This window comes from Pseudomonas sp. NPDC086566 (assembly GCF_050280885.1).
GTDB lineage: Bacteria > Pseudomonadota > Gammaproteobacteria > Pseudomonadales > Pseudomonadaceae > Aquipseudomonas > Aquipseudomonas vlassakiae.
Genome location: NZ_JBNNWD010000005.1, coordinates 54,819 through 71,385, shown reverse-complemented (window position 1 = coordinate 71,385; position 16,567 = coordinate 54,819). Strand labels below are relative to the sequence as shown.

Genomic DNA, 16,567 nt, shown 5'->3' with positions numbered 1-16,567 from the left:
CGCGCCCGCCAGCTTTCAGCCGATGGCTGCCGCCGGGACGCGTCCGTAAATATCAGTAAAGCGCACGATGTCGTCTTCGCCCAGATACTCGCCGCTCTGGACTTCGATCATCACCAGGTCGATGACACCGGGGTTGGTCAGGCGGTGGGTGCGGCCTGGCTTGATGAAGGTCGACTCGTTGGTGTCGAGCAGAAATTCTTCTTCGCCGTTGGTCACGCAGGCCATGCCGCTGACAATGATCCAATGCTCGCTGCGGTGATGATGCATCTGCAGCGACAGCGATTCGCCAGGGCGCACCATGATCCGCTTGATCTTGAAGCGCGGGCCTTCCTCGAGCACGGTGTACATGCCCCAGGGGCGAATGACGGTGCGGTGCAAGCGATAGGTCTCATGCCCTTGGTGCTTGAGCTGCTGGGCAATCAGCTTGACCTCCTGGCTGCGCGCTGCGTCGGCGATCAGCAGGGCGTCGGGGGTGTCGATGACGATCAGGTTATCCAGGCCGACCGCGCCGACCAGGCGCTTTGGCGAGTCGATGTAGCAGTTGGTCACATCGTGCAGCACGGCTTCACCATTGCAGTGGTTGCCGTCGTCGTCGGTGTGGCGCAGGTCGCGCACTGCTTCCCAGCTGCCGATATCGCTCCAGCCCAGTTCGCAAGGCACCACGGCAACCTTGTCGGAGCGCTCCATCAAGGCGTAGTCGATGGAGATGTCCTCGGCCAGGGCAAAGCTGTTCGGGTCCAATTCCACCTGCAGTGCCTTGTCGCCCTGCTTGGTCGCGCTCTGTTCCAGGCAGCAGGCCACGCAGGCCAGCAGGTCCGGGGCATGCGCCTGCAATTCGGCAAGCACGGTGCCCGCACGCAGACAGAACATGCCGGCATTCCACAAGTGACGGCCGCCTTCGAGGTATTCGCGGGCGGTGAGCGCATCGGGCTTCTCCACGAAGCAGGTGACCTGATGCGCATGCTTGCCGATCGCCTCGCCTTGCTCGATGTAACCAAAGCCGGTTTCGGCGCGGCTGGGCAGCAGGCCGAAGGTGGCCAGCCAGCCATCGTCAGCCAATAGCCGGGCGTGTTCGACGGCGTTGGCGAAGGCGTCGGCATCCTGGATCAGGTGGTCGGCTGGCAACACCAGCAGCACGCTGTCCTGGCCATAGTGCCTGGCACAATGCAGCGCGGCTGCAGCGATGGCGGGAGCGGTGTTGCGGCCGTTGGTTTCCAGCAGGTAATCGAGGGCGAGGTTGTCCGTGTTGACCTGGCGGTATTCGTCCTGGGTGCGGAAGAACACTTCGCGGTTGGTCACCGTCAGTACCCGTTCGACGCCCGGTAACGCCGCAGCGCGGGCAAAGGTCTTCTGCAGCAGGCTCTGGCCGTCGGGCAGACGCATGAAGGGTTTGGGCATGGCTTCGCGCGAAACCGGCCACAGGCGGGTGCCGGCACCACCGGCGATGATGCAGGGGATCAGAACGCTCATTTCACAGCCTCGACTCTGGGCGCTGGGTGCAGCGCAGTGAAGGGAAACGTTGCGACCTGTCACGGTTTTGGCGGAAAAGTCAAAAAAACGACTTTTCACTACAGCTTCGTCCATGAAGGCCAAATTTTTGTCGATCATGCGCCTCATGGAAAAAGCTTTCAATGATATTTATGTGACTCTGGTCGTTTTTTGTTCGACCATGCGCAATGTCATCCCCGATACAGAGCTGTTTTAGCGGTGGCATGAAGTATTTGGGCAGACTTTGTGGTCGAGATCTGGACTGAGCCAACCCCCTGGAGACGCGTCATGCCACAGCGCAAGGCAATCTTGATCCTGCATGGCAAGCAGGCCATGAACGAAGCGGTGCGCCACGCCGTGAGCGCCCTGCGCGAACGTGGCTGGACGCTGGATGTGCGGGTGACCTGGGAAGGTGGCGATGCCCAGCGGCTGGTAGGCGAAGCGCTGGCGGCCGGGTACAGCCATGTGATCGCTGGCGGGGGTGACGGCACCTTGCGCGACGTCGCCGAAGCCATGGGCCGGGCACGCAGCGAAGCCAGCCTGGCGCTGCTGCCGCTGGGAACGGCCAACGACTTCGCCAGGGCCGCCGGCATTTCCCTTGAGCCATCCGAGGCCTTGGCGCTGCTGGAGCTGCCGCCACGGCCGATCGACTTGGGCCAAGTGGGCGATCAATTGTTCCTGAACATGGCCACAGGCGGTTTCGGCAGCCAGGTGACCGCCAATACTTCTGAAGACCTGAAGAAAATGCTCGGCGCTGCGGCCTATCTGTTCACCGGGCTGTCGCGCTTCAGCGAGCTGCAAGCCGCTTCGGTCGAGCTGTCAGGGCCGGGCTTCGAGTGGCAGGGCGACCTGCTGGCGTTGGGGATCGGCAACGGTCGCCAGGCCGGTGGCGGACAAGTATTGTGCCCGGAAGCGCAAGTCGATGATGGCCTGCTCGATATCGCCATCCTGCCAGCACCCCAGGAAATGGTAGGCGCCCTTCGTGATTTGCTGGCGGGTGAAGGTTTGTTCGTGCGGGCGCGTTTGCCCTGGGTCGAGATCACCTGTTCGCAGGGGCTGGACATCAACCTCGATGGCGAGCCGCTGCAGGCCGACAGCCTGCGCTTTGCGGCGTTGCCAGGTGCGCTGCGCCTGCACCTGCCGTTGAATTCACCGCTGATCAGTCGTCCAGGCTGATGATTTTCTCGCGCACGGCGAACAGTACCAGGCCGGCCACGTCGTAGATCTGCAGGCGCTTCATGATCTGCGAGCGGTGGGTTTCCACGGTCTTGATCGACAGGCCCAGGCCAGCGGCGATTTCGCGGGTGGACTTGCCGCGTACGATCAGGCGCAGGATCTCCAGTTGCCGTGCGGTGAGGTTGTGGCGGTCGAGGCCGGGTTGCTTGCCGTGTTGCGCGCGCATCAGCGCCTGGTTGATCACCGTATGGGCGATGGCCGGGCTGAGGTAGCGCTCGCCATTGCGCAGCGCGGCCAAGGCCTGCTCCAGCTCGGTCGCCGTGGCATCCTTGAGCAGGTAACCGTGGGCACCACCTTCCAGCGCCCGCATGATCAGGTCCGGGTCGGTGTGCATGGACAGGATCAGTACCTTGCAGGGGTTACCCGTGGCGCGAAGTTGGGTGAGGGCATCGAGGCCGCTGGTCGAGCGCATGGAAATGTCCAGCAGGACGATGTCGGGTGCCAGTTGCCGAACCTGCTCGAGCAACTGGTCGCCATCATCGGCTTCGCCAGCCACGGTGTAGCCTGGGATGTCGGATACCAGGGCGCGAACCCCGGCACGGATCAGCGAGTGGTCATCCACCAGCAGCAATCTACAGGTCATGTTGAAGCGGTAGTCCTGGCGCGTTCATGAATACGGGGTGGCCACGGGAACAGCACGTCGATCGTCGTGCCCAGGCCGAGCTGGCTGGTGATCGCGATGCTGCCGTTGAGGGCGGTGGCGCGTTCCTGCATGCCGGCCATGCCGCGCTGGCCGGCCTCGGCCGGATTGGCAACCGGGACGAAGCCCTGGCCGTCATCCTGGATCGACAGGGCAAGCCCTGCAGCACTGCGCTGCAGGCGGATGGTCAGGTTGCGAGCCCGGGCATGGCGCAGCATGTTGGTGACTGCCTCCTGGGTGATGCGAAACGCCGCCATGGCGACTTCTTCGGAAATGCCGCCCAGGCGTTGATGGCATTCCAGGCTCCAGTGCACTTCGGTGTTTGCCAAGGTGCGTACCAGGTGTGCCCGCAGGCTGGCCTCAAGACCGAGGCTGGCCAGTTGCCGCGGGTTGAGCAGGGCGGAAACGTCGCGCACTTTGCTCAAGGTGTCTTCGAGGGTGCTGCGCAAGCTGCCACAGTGCGCCTGCAAGTCGCTCGGTACACGGCGTTGCAGCCAATCCAGCTGCATCTTGGCAGCAGTCAGCAGCTGCCCGATGTCGTCGTGCAGTTCGCGGCTCAGGTGCTGGCGCTCTGTCTCCTGGACCTGAAGCATGCGCCCGGCCAGCTCCGCCGGGCGCAGGCTGATCGACTTGGCACCGTGGCTCAGGTGCCAGCAGACGCCAAGCGTGGCCACCAGCTGCAGCAACAACAGGCTGGCCGGCATGCCTTGCCCGCCAGCATACAGCGCCAGGTTGGCAAGCAGGGACACCACGCACAGCATTGCCGTCACCCAGCGCAGCAATGTGGTGCGTGAACGGCAACGCAGAGATATCTTCAAGCGTGGGGACATAGAGTTGAGAAGCCACTGAAGTCTTGCTGATGGGGGCTGTGCACACCTCTTGGCAGAGGTTCTGGAACTGTGCTTGCAACAAATGGCGAGGGCGGCCTGATGCGAAACAGGGGGAGCCGGCCAGCATTTGTGTGCGCGCATCTTAACACTTCGGTTCAATTTGGTCGCGCTGGGCAATGCTTTGAAACCTAAGCATTTCCGGGCTCGGGAGCGGTGCGGGGCAGGCAAATTGAGTATCAAAATGCCACCTCCCGGTCCTGTGATGACCACCACAGGTTCAACCAGCAACAGACGGCGCAAGTGCACCGGGATGAACGCAAGAATTAACCCCCGCAAGTCATGCCTCTTTGGGCGGGTTGAACCAGCTGCCTAGTGGTGCTGCGCGGGGCCGTTGGCTGATGACCTGCCCGAAACGGTGGTGCGCGGATGCAAGCAGTTACTGGCGTTTTCGTTGCAGGACGCACACGTTTGCGGCAACGGCTGATTCAGGGCAACTGCCAGTTCGCTCAGCAACGTTACCTGCTCGCAGGCATCGAGCGCGAGGCGGCCGGTGCGCACATCGATCAGTTCCAGTTGCCAGGCCAGCAAGGTCAGGCAGGCATTGAGCGCTGGCAGAACGGCGTGGTCCAGGCACTGCTGCTTGCACGCCGGCGCCAGCAGTCGGTGCAGGACGCTGGCGTAGTGGGCGACTTCTAGCAGGCCCAGGGCGCTGGCGCGTCGGGCCAGGGTCTGGAGGGTGCTGTTCAGGCATTGACAGGCGTCCGGGTCATTGCTGATCAGTTCCAGATGCTGCAGGCATTCCTGGGACTGGGTCAGCAAGACCTGGGCATCCAGCAGGAAGTCCTGCAGGGTGTCGAAGTTGGAGACGCTGCTGTCCATCAAGTCACTCCGGCGCGTTGGGCTGGAGCAGGGGATGGCCACGCCATATCGATCGCTAGCAAAAGCCTGACTCCATTCATGCAGTGAGAATGGCGTCACATTAATGGCTAAAGGATATCGCGAACATCAGGTTGCACCTGATTGCTACTAGGGGTTTCCCTGATGGCGCCTAGGGTGCGACAGGTTGCGTTGAAATGGATCCAAGCAGGACACGCCGCAGTAAAGCATGATGCTAATGTGATATCAATCGCCCTGCAGGGCATTTTTTCGCCGGGGTCAAGATACGCAGAAAAGCGCCGATACAGGACGGATCATTTCCTATTTTTCGACATAAACCTGGGGGTTTTCCAATGGCTGGCATTCTCGACACGGTAGACCAACGCACGCAGCTGGTGGGTGAGAACCGTCTGGAAATCCTGATGTTCCGCCTTGCCGGTCGCCAGTTGTTCGCAATCAACGTGTTCAAGGTGCAGGAAGTACTGCAACTGCCAAAGCTGACCCTGATGCCGCAGCGCCACGCCTTCGTCTGTGGGGTGGTCAACCTGCGTGGGCAGACCCTGCCGGTGATCGACCTGTCCCAGGCGATCGGCATGCGCCCGCTGCAGCCAGGGCCGGACAGCACCATCATCGTCACCGAGTACAACCGCTCGGTGCAGGCGTTCCTGGTGGGTGGCGTCGATCGCATCGTCAACATGAACTGGGAATCCATCATGCCGCCGCCTTCAAGTGCCGGGCGCCAGCACTACCTGACCGCCATCACCAAAGTGGATGACAAGCTGGTCGAAGTGATCGATGTGGAGAAAGTGCTGGCCGAGATCGTCCCTTACAACGCCCGGGTCTCCGGCGACAAACTGGCCGACCCGGTGCTGGCGCGCGCCCGTGGCCGTGAAGTGCTGCTGGTGGATGACTCCAGCGTGGCCCTGGCGCAACTGCGCGATACCCTGTCGCAACTCGGGGTGAAGCTGCACGTGGCCAGTGATGGCCTGAAAGCCTTGCGCCTGCTCAAGGGCTGGGCCGACGCGGGGGAGGACGTCTGCGAGAAGCTGTTGATGGTCTTCACCGATGCGGAAATGCCCGAGATGGACGGCTATCGGCTGACCACCGAGATTCGCAGCGATGCGCGCCTGCGCAAGCTCTACGTGGTGCTGCACACTTCCTTGTCGGGCAGTTTCAACGAGTCGATGGTGAAAAAGGTCGGTTGTGACAATTTCCTCTCCAAGTTCCAGCCCGATCGCCTGGTCGATGTGGTCAAGCAGCGCCTGCTGCTGGATGGCGGCCACGCGTGATCCCACGGCCAGCCAGGTATAAGCTTGGCTTTTGACAAGGCATGAGGCGGGCAGGGATGTTTCTCAGTGAGTTGTATCGATACCCGGTGAAGTCGGGCCAGGCGCAATGCTTGCAGGGTTCACCGGTGGGGCTGCTAGGGCTGCAGGGCGACCGACGCTGGATGATAGTCGAGGAAGAGAATGGACGCTTCCTCACTCAGCGTGCCTGGCCCCAACTGGGCCAGCTGAAGGCCAGCGCGAGCCAGACGGGTGAGTTGCTGCTTGAGCTGCCCGGGCAGGCGCCGTTGCCAGTGGCGGTACCTGCCGCCGACGATTCGCTGCGCGGTGTGACCATCTGGCGCGATACCTTGCGTGTGCCGGACGCAGGTGACGAGGTGGCTGCCTGGCTGTCGCAATGGCTTGGCAAGTCGGTGCGCCTGGTGCATTGCCCAGAGCAGCGGGCACGCTACCTGCCCAATGGTTACGGCCTGAACAGCGACCGTGCGGCGTTCCCTGATGGCTTTCCATTGTTGCTGATCGGGCAAGGCTCGCTGGATGACTTGAACCGGCGGATTGGCCGGCCCATGGAAATGCTGCGTTTTCGGCCAAACCTGGTGGTGCAGGGGGCTGAGCCGTTTGCCGAGGACGGCTGGAAGCGGATCCGCATTGGCGAGCTGGAGTTTCGAGTGCTCAAACCCAGTGTCCGGTGCATCTTCACCACCCTCGACCCGGCGACCGGGGAACGCAGTGCTGACCGTGAGCCGTTGACGACCCTGAAGACTTTCCGCGAGAAGGAAGGCGACATCCTGTTCGGGCAGAACCTGGCCGTGGATGGCAGTGGCTGGCTTGAAGTGGGAATGGAAGTCGAAGTGCTCGAATAACCTGTCCTGGCCTCTTCGCGGCGCCGAACCGCCGCGAAGAGGCCGGTGAAGGTTCAGCACTGATCACATGTCATCAAAGTACCGCTCATGCCAGTCCACCAGCGGCTGTGGCACGTTGAGCTTCTGCCCGTAGATCACCGAATACGACAGCACGTTCTGCACATATTGGCGGGTTTCGTCGAACGGGATCGATTCCACCCACACGTCGAAGCTCAGGTGCTTGGCGCCCTTGAGCCACTGTCGCACACGCCCCGGACCGGCGTTGTAGGCCGCCGACGCCAGCACCCGGTTGCCGTTGAACTGGCCGTGCACCTGGCTCAGGTAGGCCGCACCGACCTGAATGTTCTTCTCCGGGTTGAACATCTGCTGCGGCGAGGCCAGCGGGATGCTGAACTTGCGTGCGGTTTCCTTGGCGGTGGCCGGCATCACCTGCATCAGGCCGCTGGCACCGACGCTGGAACGGGCATCCTCCATGAAGGCGCTTTCCTGGCGAGTGATGGCGAACACCCAGCTCGAATGCAGCCCACGCACCTTGGCTTCACGCACCAGGGTATCGCGGTAGGCCATGGGGAAGCGGACATCCAGGTCGTCCCAGTACTGCGCCTGGCTGATGGTGCGGATGGCCGGGAAGTACCAGCGCATGTCGTAGGCCAGGCGTGCCTGGGCGACCATCTCGTCGCGGTTGAAGTGACGGCTGACGTGGTACCACTCGCGGCGGCCTTCGACTACCTGGCCACGCGCGTGGAACTCCAGGGCACGCTGGATGCCGGGGGTGTTGCGCACCTTGTTGACCAGTTGCGGGCTCAGCAGCAGTGGCCGGTTGTTCAGCTGATAAGGCGTTTTGGCCCGGTCAGCCGCGAGGAAACCATAGAAGTCACGCTCGCGTGCCACGTTCTTGTACAGCAATGGAACCTGCGGGTTGTTCGGCTGGGCCAGCTCCAGGGTGCGGGCCTGCCAGTATTTCCAGCGGTTGCTGCCGGCCAGGTCCTGCGGCAGACGCCGGGTCAGCTCGTAGGCGTCTTCCCAACGGCCGAGGCGCAGCAGCAGGCGCAGGCGCCATTCACTCACCGTGTTGTCGCGCAGTTCGGGGTCGTAGCGGGTCATCAGGTCGAGCGCGCGCGGGTCGTAGCGGCGCGCCAGGGTCAGGCCGATCTCGCGGGCGATGGCGACCTTCTCGTCACGAGAGAAATGCATGCGTTGGGCGTAGTCGTCGAGCAGCGCCATGGCCCGGTCAGGGTCTTGCCGGGCCAGGCGGCGCAGGCCGAGGCTGACCACGTCGGACATGGCCTCGGTGGCCGGCATGAAGCGCGACGGCTGGTTGAGCAGTTCCGGCTTCTGTGCCACGTCGATCAGCAGCCGGCCCTGAGGCCCGAGCGTGGTCAGGCCTTGCACCATGTTGTTGGCCAGTGCGTAGTTGCGCGCCTGGGCTGCAAGCTTGGCGCGGTTCCAGCGCTTGGCCTCGGTCAGCTGGCCTTCCGCGGCCCACATGCCGAACAAGGTGTCGCAGGCAGCCGGTTGCGTCTTGCCGACGTTCCACAGCTTTTCCGCACTGGCGAAGCCTTCGGCGCGCTGGCCGTGGCTCAACTGGTACTGGCCGTTGAGGCAGTCCAGCTCGGTGAAGTTGAGCTTGGGGTCGTAGTACTTGACGAACGTGTTCCACTCGCCGCGTTCGGCCAGCCAGCGCAGCCAGCGCAGTTTCATCCAGTTGGCCTGGGGCAGGTCGCCGTGCTTGGCCAGGAAACCCTCGATTTCCTCGTTGCTGGCAGTCTTCAGGCGCGCAGTCAGTTCGTCATACGCCAGGTACGGCGTGAGCGGGTAGTCCCGCAGCTGTTCGGCGTAGCGCAGGTAGGGCCCCTTGTCACCCTTGGCCAGCGCACGTTTGGCCTCGTCGTAATATTGGCGTTGCAAAGAAAGGTCGATGGCCTGCGCCGCATTGGCGGTGGCGGCAGTGAGCAGCAGGCAGGAAGCAATCTGTAACAGGCGGCTGCGCATGATACGTCCGGGCAGTTGAACCATGGGGAAGTGACGGCGAAGCCAGCACTGTTGAAATCTGATTGCCTTAGCTTAGCCGTTTGCCGGCGGCGGGTGATAGCGCTGTGCTTGTAACCAGGCATTAACACTGACCGGGCGTCGCCAAGCCCCTGTACGGCAGTGTACTTAATGCCGGCAAGGGCCAAGTCAGGTAGAATGCGCGCCCGCTTTCTGGAGACGAACATGACCCTGCTCAAATTCAGCGATGTGTCCCTCGCATTCGGCGCGATGCCGCTGCTGGACAAAGTGTCCTGGCAGATCGCCCGTGGCGAGCGGGTGTGCATCATCGGCCGTAACGGCACCGGCAAGTCGAGCATGCTGCGCCTGGTCAAGGGCGAGCAGAAGGGCGACGATGGCGAGATCTGGCGCGCCCCTGGCTTGAAGATCGGCGAGCTGCCACAGGAGCTGCCGGTTGCCGACGAGCGTACGGTGTTCGATGTGGTCGCGGCAGGCCTGGATGGCGTCGGCGAGTTGCTCGCCGAGTTTCATCACCTGAGCCAGAACATCCAGAACGATGAAGATCTGGAAAAGCTCATGCACGTTCAGCACGAGCTGGAAGCCCGCGACGGCTGGCGCCTGCAGCAAGTGGTGGAAAGCACCCTGAGCCGCCTGCAGTTGCCCGCCGACAAGACCCTCGCCGAGCTCTCCGGTGGCTGGCGCCGCCGCGTGCTGCTGGCCCAGGCGCTGGTGTCCGAGCCCGATCTGCTGCTGCTCGACGAGCCGACCAACCACCTGGACATCGGGGCCATCGCCTGGCTCGAAGAAGCCCTGCGCGGTTTCAACGGTGCTGTACTGTTCATCACCCACGACCGTTCCTTCCTGCAGAACCTTGCCACGCGCATTCTCGAACTGGACCGCGGCGGCCTGATCGACTGGAACGGCGACTACGCCAGCTTCCTGGTGCACAAGGAGGCCGCGCTGGCCGCCGAAGAAACCGCCAATGCGCTGTTCGACAAGCGCCTGGCCCAGGAAGAGGTGTGGATTCGCCAGGGCATCAAGGCCCGTCGTACCCGTAACGAAGGCCGTGTGCGTGCACTCAAGGCCCTGCGCGTCGAGCGCAGCGAGCGCCGCGAACGCCAGGGCAAGGCGAACATCCAGATCGAAGCGGCGGACAAATCCGGCAAGCAGGTGATGGTGCTGGAGAACGTCAGCTTCCGTCATCCCGATGGCCCGCTGCTGGTCAAGGACTTCTCCATGGTCCTGCAGCGCCAGGACCGTATCGGCCTGCTGGGTGCCAACGGTACCGGCAAGACCACCCTGTTGAAGATGATGCTCGGTGACCTGGAGCCCACCGCAGGCAAGGTCGAGCGCGGCACCAAGCTGGAAGTGGCTTACTTTGACCAGATGCGCCACCAGCTCGACCTGGAAAAGACCGTCATCGACAACCTCGCCGAAGGCCGTGACTTCATCGAGATCGATGGTCAGAACCGCCATGTGCTGAGTTACCTGGGCGATTTCCTGTTCAGCCCGCAGCGCGCGCGTACGCCGGTCAAGGCGCTGTCCGGAGGCGAGCGGGCGCGCCTGCTACTGGCCAAGCTGTTCAGCAAGCCGGCCAACCTGCTGGTGCTCGACGAACCGACCAACGACCTGGATGTGGAAACCCTCGAGTTGCTGGAAGAGGTGCTGTCCAACTACAAGGGTACCGTGCTGATGGTCAGCCACGACCGGGCCTTCCTCGACAACGTCGTCACCAGTACGTTGGTATTCGAAGGTGAGGGCAAGGTGCGCGAGTATGTTGGTGGCTATGAGGACTGGATCCGCCAGGGCGGCTCGGCGAAGCTGCTCGGCGTGACCGAGAGCAAGGGCGGCAAGTCCGAGCTCAACAGTGCCGTGGTCGAAAAGCCGGTGGAAGTGGCTGCGCCTGCGCCAGCTGCGCCGGTTGCCGATACGTCGAAGAAAAAGCTCAGCTACAAGCTGCAACGCGAGCTTGAAATGCTGCCGGGGCAGATCGATGAGGTCGAACAACGCATGGCCGAGGCGCAGGAAGAGGTGAACGCTGCTGGCTTCTATCAGCGGCCGATTGCCGAGACCTCGGCAGTGCTGGCCAGGATCGAGAAGCTTCAAGCTGAGCTGGATGCGCTGGTGGAGCGGTGGGCTGAGCTGGAAGGCTGATCAGCCTTCATTGGCCCCTTCGCGGTAAACCCGCGAAGGGGCCGGTACAGGCTAAATCATTCTTTTTTCTGCAAACGCACCGCCAGCACATCGCATGGCGCCCCATGCAGCACGTCATTGGCAGTGGAACCCAGCAGCAAGGCCAGGCCATGCCGGCCGTGGCTGCCGACCACGATCAGGTCGCACTTCTGCTCCTTGGCCAGCTGGTGGATTTCCTGGCGCGGCTGGCCGTAGGTCAGGTGCGAGTCGCCACGATTGATGTCGGGATACTTGTTGAACAGGCGGTCCATGCGCTCCTTGGCCTGGTCGAACTGCTGCTGTTGCAGTTGCGACAGGTCCATCGGTACATCGCCGCCAAAGGCCATGGCCATCGGTTCGACGATATGCACCAGCGACACCTTGGCGCCTGTGGGCTCGGCGAGCTTCATGGCACGCTTGATCACCGGGTCGCATTCCTCGGTGAGGTCGACGGCGACCAGAAGATGTTCGTAGGACATGGGCTGCACTCCTGACAATCGCGATAGTAGAAGTATGGTCGCTTTCCGGCAGGTCATCCGTGAATACCGACTAACCCGCTCTTTTGCAACGCTTTATGGAATCTACTGATATGACGGTATGGCTAGTGGTGTCAATCCTTGCGCTGATTCTCAGTCCGCTGTCCTGGCTGCGCCTGTCGCGCAAACAGGGGCAGCAGATGAGCCTGCGCCTGGAGGCGCGGCGCATGGGCCTGGCCATGCAGCTGGCCCCCCAGCAGTGGCCACACTGGTTCGAGCAGGCGCCGCCGAGCCCGTGCCCGCAATATCACCGTGGGCGCAGTCGCGGGCGTGAAGACAGCTGGTGCTACTGGCAGGTCAGCCCTGGTGTCTGGTGGAACCAGTGGAAGGAAGCCTGCGAAGAGCCGCGCCTTAACGAAGTGTTCATGCGCCTGCCGGCAACCGTCTACAAGGTCGAGGCTGACAAGCGCATGCTTGCCCTGTACTGGAGCGAGCGCGGGGATAAATCTGTATTGCAGGATATTGCCCACGCCTTCGACACCCTGGCTTGATAGCCACAACGACAAAGCGGCAACCCGGTAGCTAACAGGTTGCCGCTTTGTCGTTTCTGCCACGCAGAAAAGGCCAGGCAGGCCGGGAAATTCCTGAATCCAGTGGCAGTGTAGCCATTCCCTGGCCGTGTGCATGAAATAAATGCAGCGCCCGTAGTTTGCTTGTGGTCAATCGCTCACATGAATGATCGGTAATCACTGTCATCATGTTTTACCCATCGGCGATACAAAATGACCGCAAAGTCGCGTTTTCACCCTGTTCCTGAGCATTTGACAACGCCGATCTTTTCGGTGAATGTGTGCATACCCAAATCAAACGGGCGTATGAATTGAGCGTTTGTATGTCATACCGCTCATACAGAATCCCGACTAGCGCGCTGACGGGTGTGCCTGGGGCAAGGGCGGCAAGACCTACTCTTCCACCAGCGATCGGCGTGTACAGTTCAGCTTCCATATCGTGGAGATCAGTTGATGATTTACGAAGGTAAAGCCATCACGGTTAAGGCTCTTGAAAGCGGCATCGTCGAACTGAAGTTCGACCTCAAGGGTGAGTCCGTCAACAAGTTCAATCGCCTGACCCTGGACGAGCTGCGCCAGGCCGTCGACGCCATCAAGGCCGACGCCTCGGTGAAAGGTGTGATCGTCAGCAGTGGCAAGGACGTGTTCATCGTCGGCGCCGACATCACCGAATTCGTCGACAACTTCAAGCTGCCCGAGGCCGAACTGGTTGCCGGCAACCTGGAAGCCAACCGCATCTTCAACGCCTTCGAAGACCTCGAAGTGCCGACCGTGGCGGCCATCAACGGCATCGCCCTGGGCGGCGGCCTGGAAATGTGCCTGGCAGCAGACTATCGGGTCATGTCCAGCAGCGCCAAGATCGGCCTGCCCGAAGTCAAGCTGGGCATCTACCCAGGCTTCGGCGGTACCGTGCGCCTGCCGCGCCTGATCGGCTCGGACAACGCCATCGAGTGGATCGCCGCCGGCAAGGAAAACCGTGCCGAAGACGCCCTGAAAGTGGGCGCCGTCGATGCCGTGGTCGCCCCTGAGCTGCTGCTGCCCGGTGCGCTGGACCTGATCAAGCGAGCCATCAGTGGCGAGCTGGACTACAAGGCCAAGCGCCAGCCCAAGCTGGAAAAGCTCAAGCTCAACGCCATCGAGCAGATGATGGCCTTCGAGACCGCCAAGGGCTTCGTCGCTGGCCAGGCCGGCCCGAACTACCCGGCGCCGGTCGAGGCCATCAAGACCATCCAGAAGGCCGCCAACTTCGGCCGTGACAAGGCCCTGGAAGTCGAGGCCGCGGGCTTCGCCAAGCTGGCCAAGACCTCGGTTGCCGAAAGCCTGATCGGCCTGTTCCTGAATGACCAGGAACTCAAGCGCAAGGCCAAGGCCCATGACGAAATCGCCCACGACGTGAAGCAGGCTGCCGTGCTCGGCGCCGGCATCATGGGTGGCGGCATTGCCTACCAGTCGGCGGTCAAGGGCACCCCGATCCTGATGAAGGACATCCGCGAGGAAGCCATCCAGCTGGGCCTGAACGAGGCCTCCAAGCTGCTCGGCAATCGCGTCGAGAAAGGCCGCCTGACCCCGGCAAAAATGGCCGAGGCGCTCAACGCCATTCGCCCGACCCTGTCGTATGGCGACTTCGCCAACGTCGACATCGTCGTCGAAGCCGTGGTCGAGAACCCGAAGGTCAAGCAGGCGGTACTGGCCGAAGTGGAGGGCCAGGTGAAAGAGGACGCGATTCTCGCCTCGAACACCTCGACCATTTCCATCAACCTGCTGGCCAAGGCGCTCAAGCGCCCGGAAAACTTCGTTGGCATGCACTTCTTCAACCCGGTGCACATGATGCCGCTGGTGGAAGTGATCCGTGGCGAGAAGTCCAGTGAAGTAGCAGTCGCGACCACCGTGGCCTACGCCAAGAAGATGGGCAAGAACCCGATCGTGGTCAACGACTGCCCGGGCTTCCTGGTCAACCGTGTGCTGTTCCCGTACTTCGGCGGTTTCGCCAAGTTGGTCAGCGCTGGCGTCGACTTCGTGCGCATCGACAAGGTCATGGAGAAGTTCGGCTGGCCGATGGGCCCGGCCTACCTGATGGACGTGGTCGGCATCGACACCGGCCACCATGGCCGCGACGTGATGGCCGAAGGCTTCCCCGACCGCATGAAGGACGAGCGCCGCTCGGCCGTCGACGCCCTTTACGAGGCCAACCGTCTGGGCCAGAAGAACGGCAAGGGCTTCTATGCCTACGAGACCGACAAACGCGGCAAGCCGAAGAAAGTCTTCGATGCGACCGTGCTGGATGTGCTCAAGCCGATCGTCTTCGAGCAGCGTGAAGTGAGCGACGAAGACATCATCAACTGGATGATGGTGCCGTTGTGCCTGGAGACCGTGCGTTGCCTGGAAGACGGCATCGTCGAGACCGCCGCCGAAGCCGACATGGGCTTGGTCTACGGCATCGGTTTCCCTCCCTTCCGAGGTGGTGCGCTGCGCTACATCGACTCGATCGGTGTGGCTGAATTCGTTGCCCTGGCCGACCAGTACGCCGACCTTGGGCCGCTGTACCACCCGACCGCGAAGCTGCGTGAAATGGCCAAGAACGGCCAGCGCTTCTTCAACTGAGTGGTCAACGAGCTAGAGCGAGAGATTTGATATGAGCCTGAATCCAAGAGACGTGGTGATTGTCGACTTCGGTCGCACCCCCATGGGCCGCTCCAAGGGTGGCATGCACCGCAACACCCGCGCCGAAGACATGTCTGCGCACCTGATCAGCAAGCTGCTGGAACGCAACGGCAAGGTCGACCCGAAAGAAGTCGAAGATGTGATCTGGGGCTGTGTCAACCAGACCCTGGAGCAGGGCTGGAACATCGCCCGCATGGCGTCGTTGATGACCCAGATCCCGCACACCTCGGCCGCCCAGACCGTCAGCCGCCTGTGCGGCTCGTCGATGAGCGCGCTGCACACCGCCGCCCAGGCGATCATGACCGGCAACGGCGATGTGTTCGTGGTCGGCGGCGTCGAGCACATGGGCCACGTCAGCATGATGCATGGTGTCGACCCTAACCCGCACCTGTCGCTGCACGCGGCCAAGGCGTCCGGGATGATGGGCCTGACCGCCGAAATGCTCGGCAAGATGCATGGCATCACCCGCGAGCAGCAGGACCTGTTCGGCCTGCGCTCGCACCAGCTCGCCCACAAGGCGACGGTCGAGGGCAAGTTCAAGGACGAAATCATCCCGATGCAGGGCTATGACGAGAACGGTTTCCTGAAGGTCTTCGACTTCGACGAGACCATTCGCCCGGAAACCACCCTCGAAGGCCTGGCCTCGCTGAAGCCAGCGTTCAACCCGAAGGGCGGCACCGTGACGGCAGGTACGTCCTCGCAGATCACCGACGGCGCTTCGTGCATGATCGTCATGTCCGGCCAGCGCGCCATGGACCTGGGCATTCAGCCACTGGCGGTGATCCGCTCGATGGCGGTGGCCGGCGTCGACCCGGCGATCATGGGCTACGGCCCGGTGCCTTCGACCCAGAAAGCCCTCAAGCGCGCCGGCCTGACCATGGCCGATATCGACTTCATCGAGCTCAACGAAGCCTTCGCTGCACAGGCCCTGCCAGTGCTCAAAGACTTGAAAGTGCTCGACAAGATGGATGAGAAGGTTAACCTGCACGGCGGCGCCATCGCTTTGGGCCACCCGTTCGGTTGCTCCGGCGCACGGATTTCCGGCACCCTGCTCAACGTCATGAAGCAGAACGGCGGTACCTTGGGGGTGGCGACCATGTGCGTCGGCCTCGGTCAAGGTATCACCACTGTCTTCGAACGCGTCTGATCGCGTAGCGGGACAGCAGCCGGGGCCTTGTGCCCCGGCTTTTGTTTTTTACAGAATTTGTTTCAGGGGGAAGCGCGGCATGCAGATACAACCAGGCGTATACCGGCATTACAAAGGGCCTGAGTACCGTGTCTTCAGTGTTGCACGGCACTCGGAGAATGAAGAGTGGATGGTCTTCTACCAATGCCTGTATGGTGATTACAGCTTCTGGGTGAGGCCCCTTGCGATGTTCCAGGAGTCCGTCGAGGTTGACGGCGAGCAGGTGCCGCGCTTTGCTTTGGTCAAGGTCGAAGAAGGGCTGCCGGAGTTGGTTGGCAAGTCGCAAGCGTGATCG

Annotated in this window: 14 protein-coding genes; 8 read left to right on the top strand and 6 right to left on the bottom strand. The window is 62.3% G+C overall.

Going from position 1 to position 16,567, the window contains the following annotated elements:
- Window positions 1-15: 15 nt before the first annotated feature.
- Window positions 16-1,470 carry a mannose-1-phosphate guanylyltransferase/mannose-6-phosphate isomerase gene (locus tag ACQKPS_RS12745; RefSeq protein ID WP_254480814.1) on the bottom strand — a complete coding sequence of 485 codons (1,455 nt, stop codon included), beginning with the start codon at window positions 1,468-1,470 and terminating at the stop codon, window positions 16-18.
- 306 nt (window positions 1,471-1,776) lie between these two features.
- Between ACQKPS_RS12745 and yegS the strand changes: the two genes are divergently transcribed.
- On the top strand, window positions 1,777-2,664 hold the full coding sequence (gene yegS / locus ACQKPS_RS12740; protein ID WP_254480813.1) for a lipid kinase YegS: 888 nt from the start codon (window positions 1,777-1,779) through the stop codon (window positions 2,662-2,664).
- Here yegS and ACQKPS_RS12735 read toward each other — a convergent pair.
- The 3 genes from ACQKPS_RS12735 to ACQKPS_RS12725 form a co-directional block, all read right to left on the bottom strand.
- On the bottom strand, window positions 2,648-3,307 hold the full coding sequence (locus tag ACQKPS_RS12735) for a response regulator (RefSeq protein WP_254480812.1): 660 nt from the start codon (window positions 3,305-3,307) through the stop codon (window positions 2,648-2,650). The genes yegS and ACQKPS_RS12735 overlap by 17 nt on opposite strands.
- The gene (locus tag ACQKPS_RS12730) at window positions 3,304-4,194 is read right to left on the bottom strand and encodes a sensor histidine kinase (protein ID WP_427604324.1); all 891 of its coding nucleotides are present in this window, start codon (window positions 4,192-4,194) and stop codon (window positions 3,304-3,306) included. Before ACQKPS_RS12730 ends, ACQKPS_RS12735 begins: the two co-directional genes overlap by 4 nt.
- 369 nt (window positions 4,195-4,563) lie before the next feature.
- Window positions 4,564-5,073, bottom strand: coding sequence for a histidine kinase (locus ACQKPS_RS12725; protein ID WP_427604322.1), 510 nt, complete (start codon window positions 5,071-5,073; stop codon window positions 4,564-4,566).
- Window positions 5,074-5,423: 350 nt separating this feature from the next.
- Here ACQKPS_RS12725 and ACQKPS_RS12720 point away from each other — a divergent pair, with 350 nt between their 5' ends.
- A complete protein-coding gene (locus ACQKPS_RS12720) occupies window positions 5,424-6,359 on the top strand; it encodes a chemotaxis protein CheV (RefSeq protein ID WP_254480809.1) in 936 nt (311 codons plus the stop codon).
- Between the two features lie 56 nt (window positions 6,360-6,415).
- Window positions 6,416-7,219 (top strand): MOSC domain-containing protein, encoded by an 804-nt coding sequence (locus ACQKPS_RS12715; protein WP_427604320.1) that lies wholly within the window; start codon window positions 6,416-6,418, stop codon window positions 7,217-7,219.
- Window positions 7,220-7,282: 63 nt separating this feature from the next.
- Here ACQKPS_RS12715 and ACQKPS_RS12710 read toward each other — a convergent pair whose 3' ends face one another.
- Window positions 7,283-9,211 carry a transglycosylase SLT domain-containing protein gene (locus ACQKPS_RS12710; RefSeq protein ID WP_427604318.1) on the bottom strand — a complete coding sequence of 643 codons (1,929 nt, stop codon included), beginning with the start codon at window positions 9,209-9,211 and terminating at the stop codon, window positions 7,283-7,285.
- A 222-nt stretch (window positions 9,212-9,433) separates the two neighbouring features.
- Here ACQKPS_RS12710 and ACQKPS_RS12705 point away from each other — a divergent pair, with 222 nt between their 5' ends.
- Window positions 9,434-11,362, top strand: a complete 1,929-nt coding sequence (locus ACQKPS_RS12705) for an ATP-binding cassette domain-containing protein (protein ID WP_313202136.1) — start codon at window positions 9,434-9,436, stop codon at window positions 11,360-11,362.
- Window positions 11,363-11,418: 56 nt separating this feature from the next.
- Here ACQKPS_RS12705 and ACQKPS_RS12700 read toward each other — a convergent pair whose 3' ends face one another.
- Entirely contained in the window at window positions 11,419-11,859 is a 441-nt protein-coding gene (locus tag ACQKPS_RS12700; RefSeq protein WP_065862000.1) for a universal stress protein, read from the bottom strand.
- Between the two features lie 110 nt (window positions 11,860-11,969).
- Between ACQKPS_RS12700 and ACQKPS_RS12695 the strand changes: the two genes are divergently transcribed.
- From ACQKPS_RS12695 to ACQKPS_RS12680, 4 genes are all read left to right on the top strand, one after another.
- A complete protein-coding gene (locus ACQKPS_RS12695) occupies window positions 11,970-12,407 on the top strand; it encodes a hypothetical protein (protein WP_254480805.1) in 438 nt (145 codons plus the stop codon).
- A gap of 471 nt (window positions 12,408-12,878) precedes the next feature.
- The gene (fadB, locus tag ACQKPS_RS12690; protein ID WP_176506123.1) at window positions 12,879-15,026 is read left to right on the top strand and encodes a fatty acid oxidation complex subunit alpha FadB; all 2,148 of its coding nucleotides are present in this window, start codon (window positions 12,879-12,881) and stop codon (window positions 15,024-15,026) included.
- Window positions 15,027-15,057: 31 nt separating this feature from the next.
- Window positions 15,058-16,233: an acetyl-CoA C-acyltransferase FadA gene (gene fadA, locus ACQKPS_RS12685; RefSeq protein ID WP_003248768.1), complete on the top strand. Its 1,176-nt coding sequence runs from the start codon at window positions 15,058-15,060 to the stop codon at window positions 16,231-16,233.
- A 79-nt stretch (window positions 16,234-16,312) separates the two neighbouring features.
- Window positions 16,313-16,564, top strand: a complete 252-nt coding sequence (locus tag ACQKPS_RS12680) for a DUF1653 domain-containing protein (protein WP_054883486.1) — start codon at window positions 16,313-16,315, stop codon at window positions 16,562-16,564.
- Window positions 16,565-16,567: the final 3 nt, after the last annotated feature.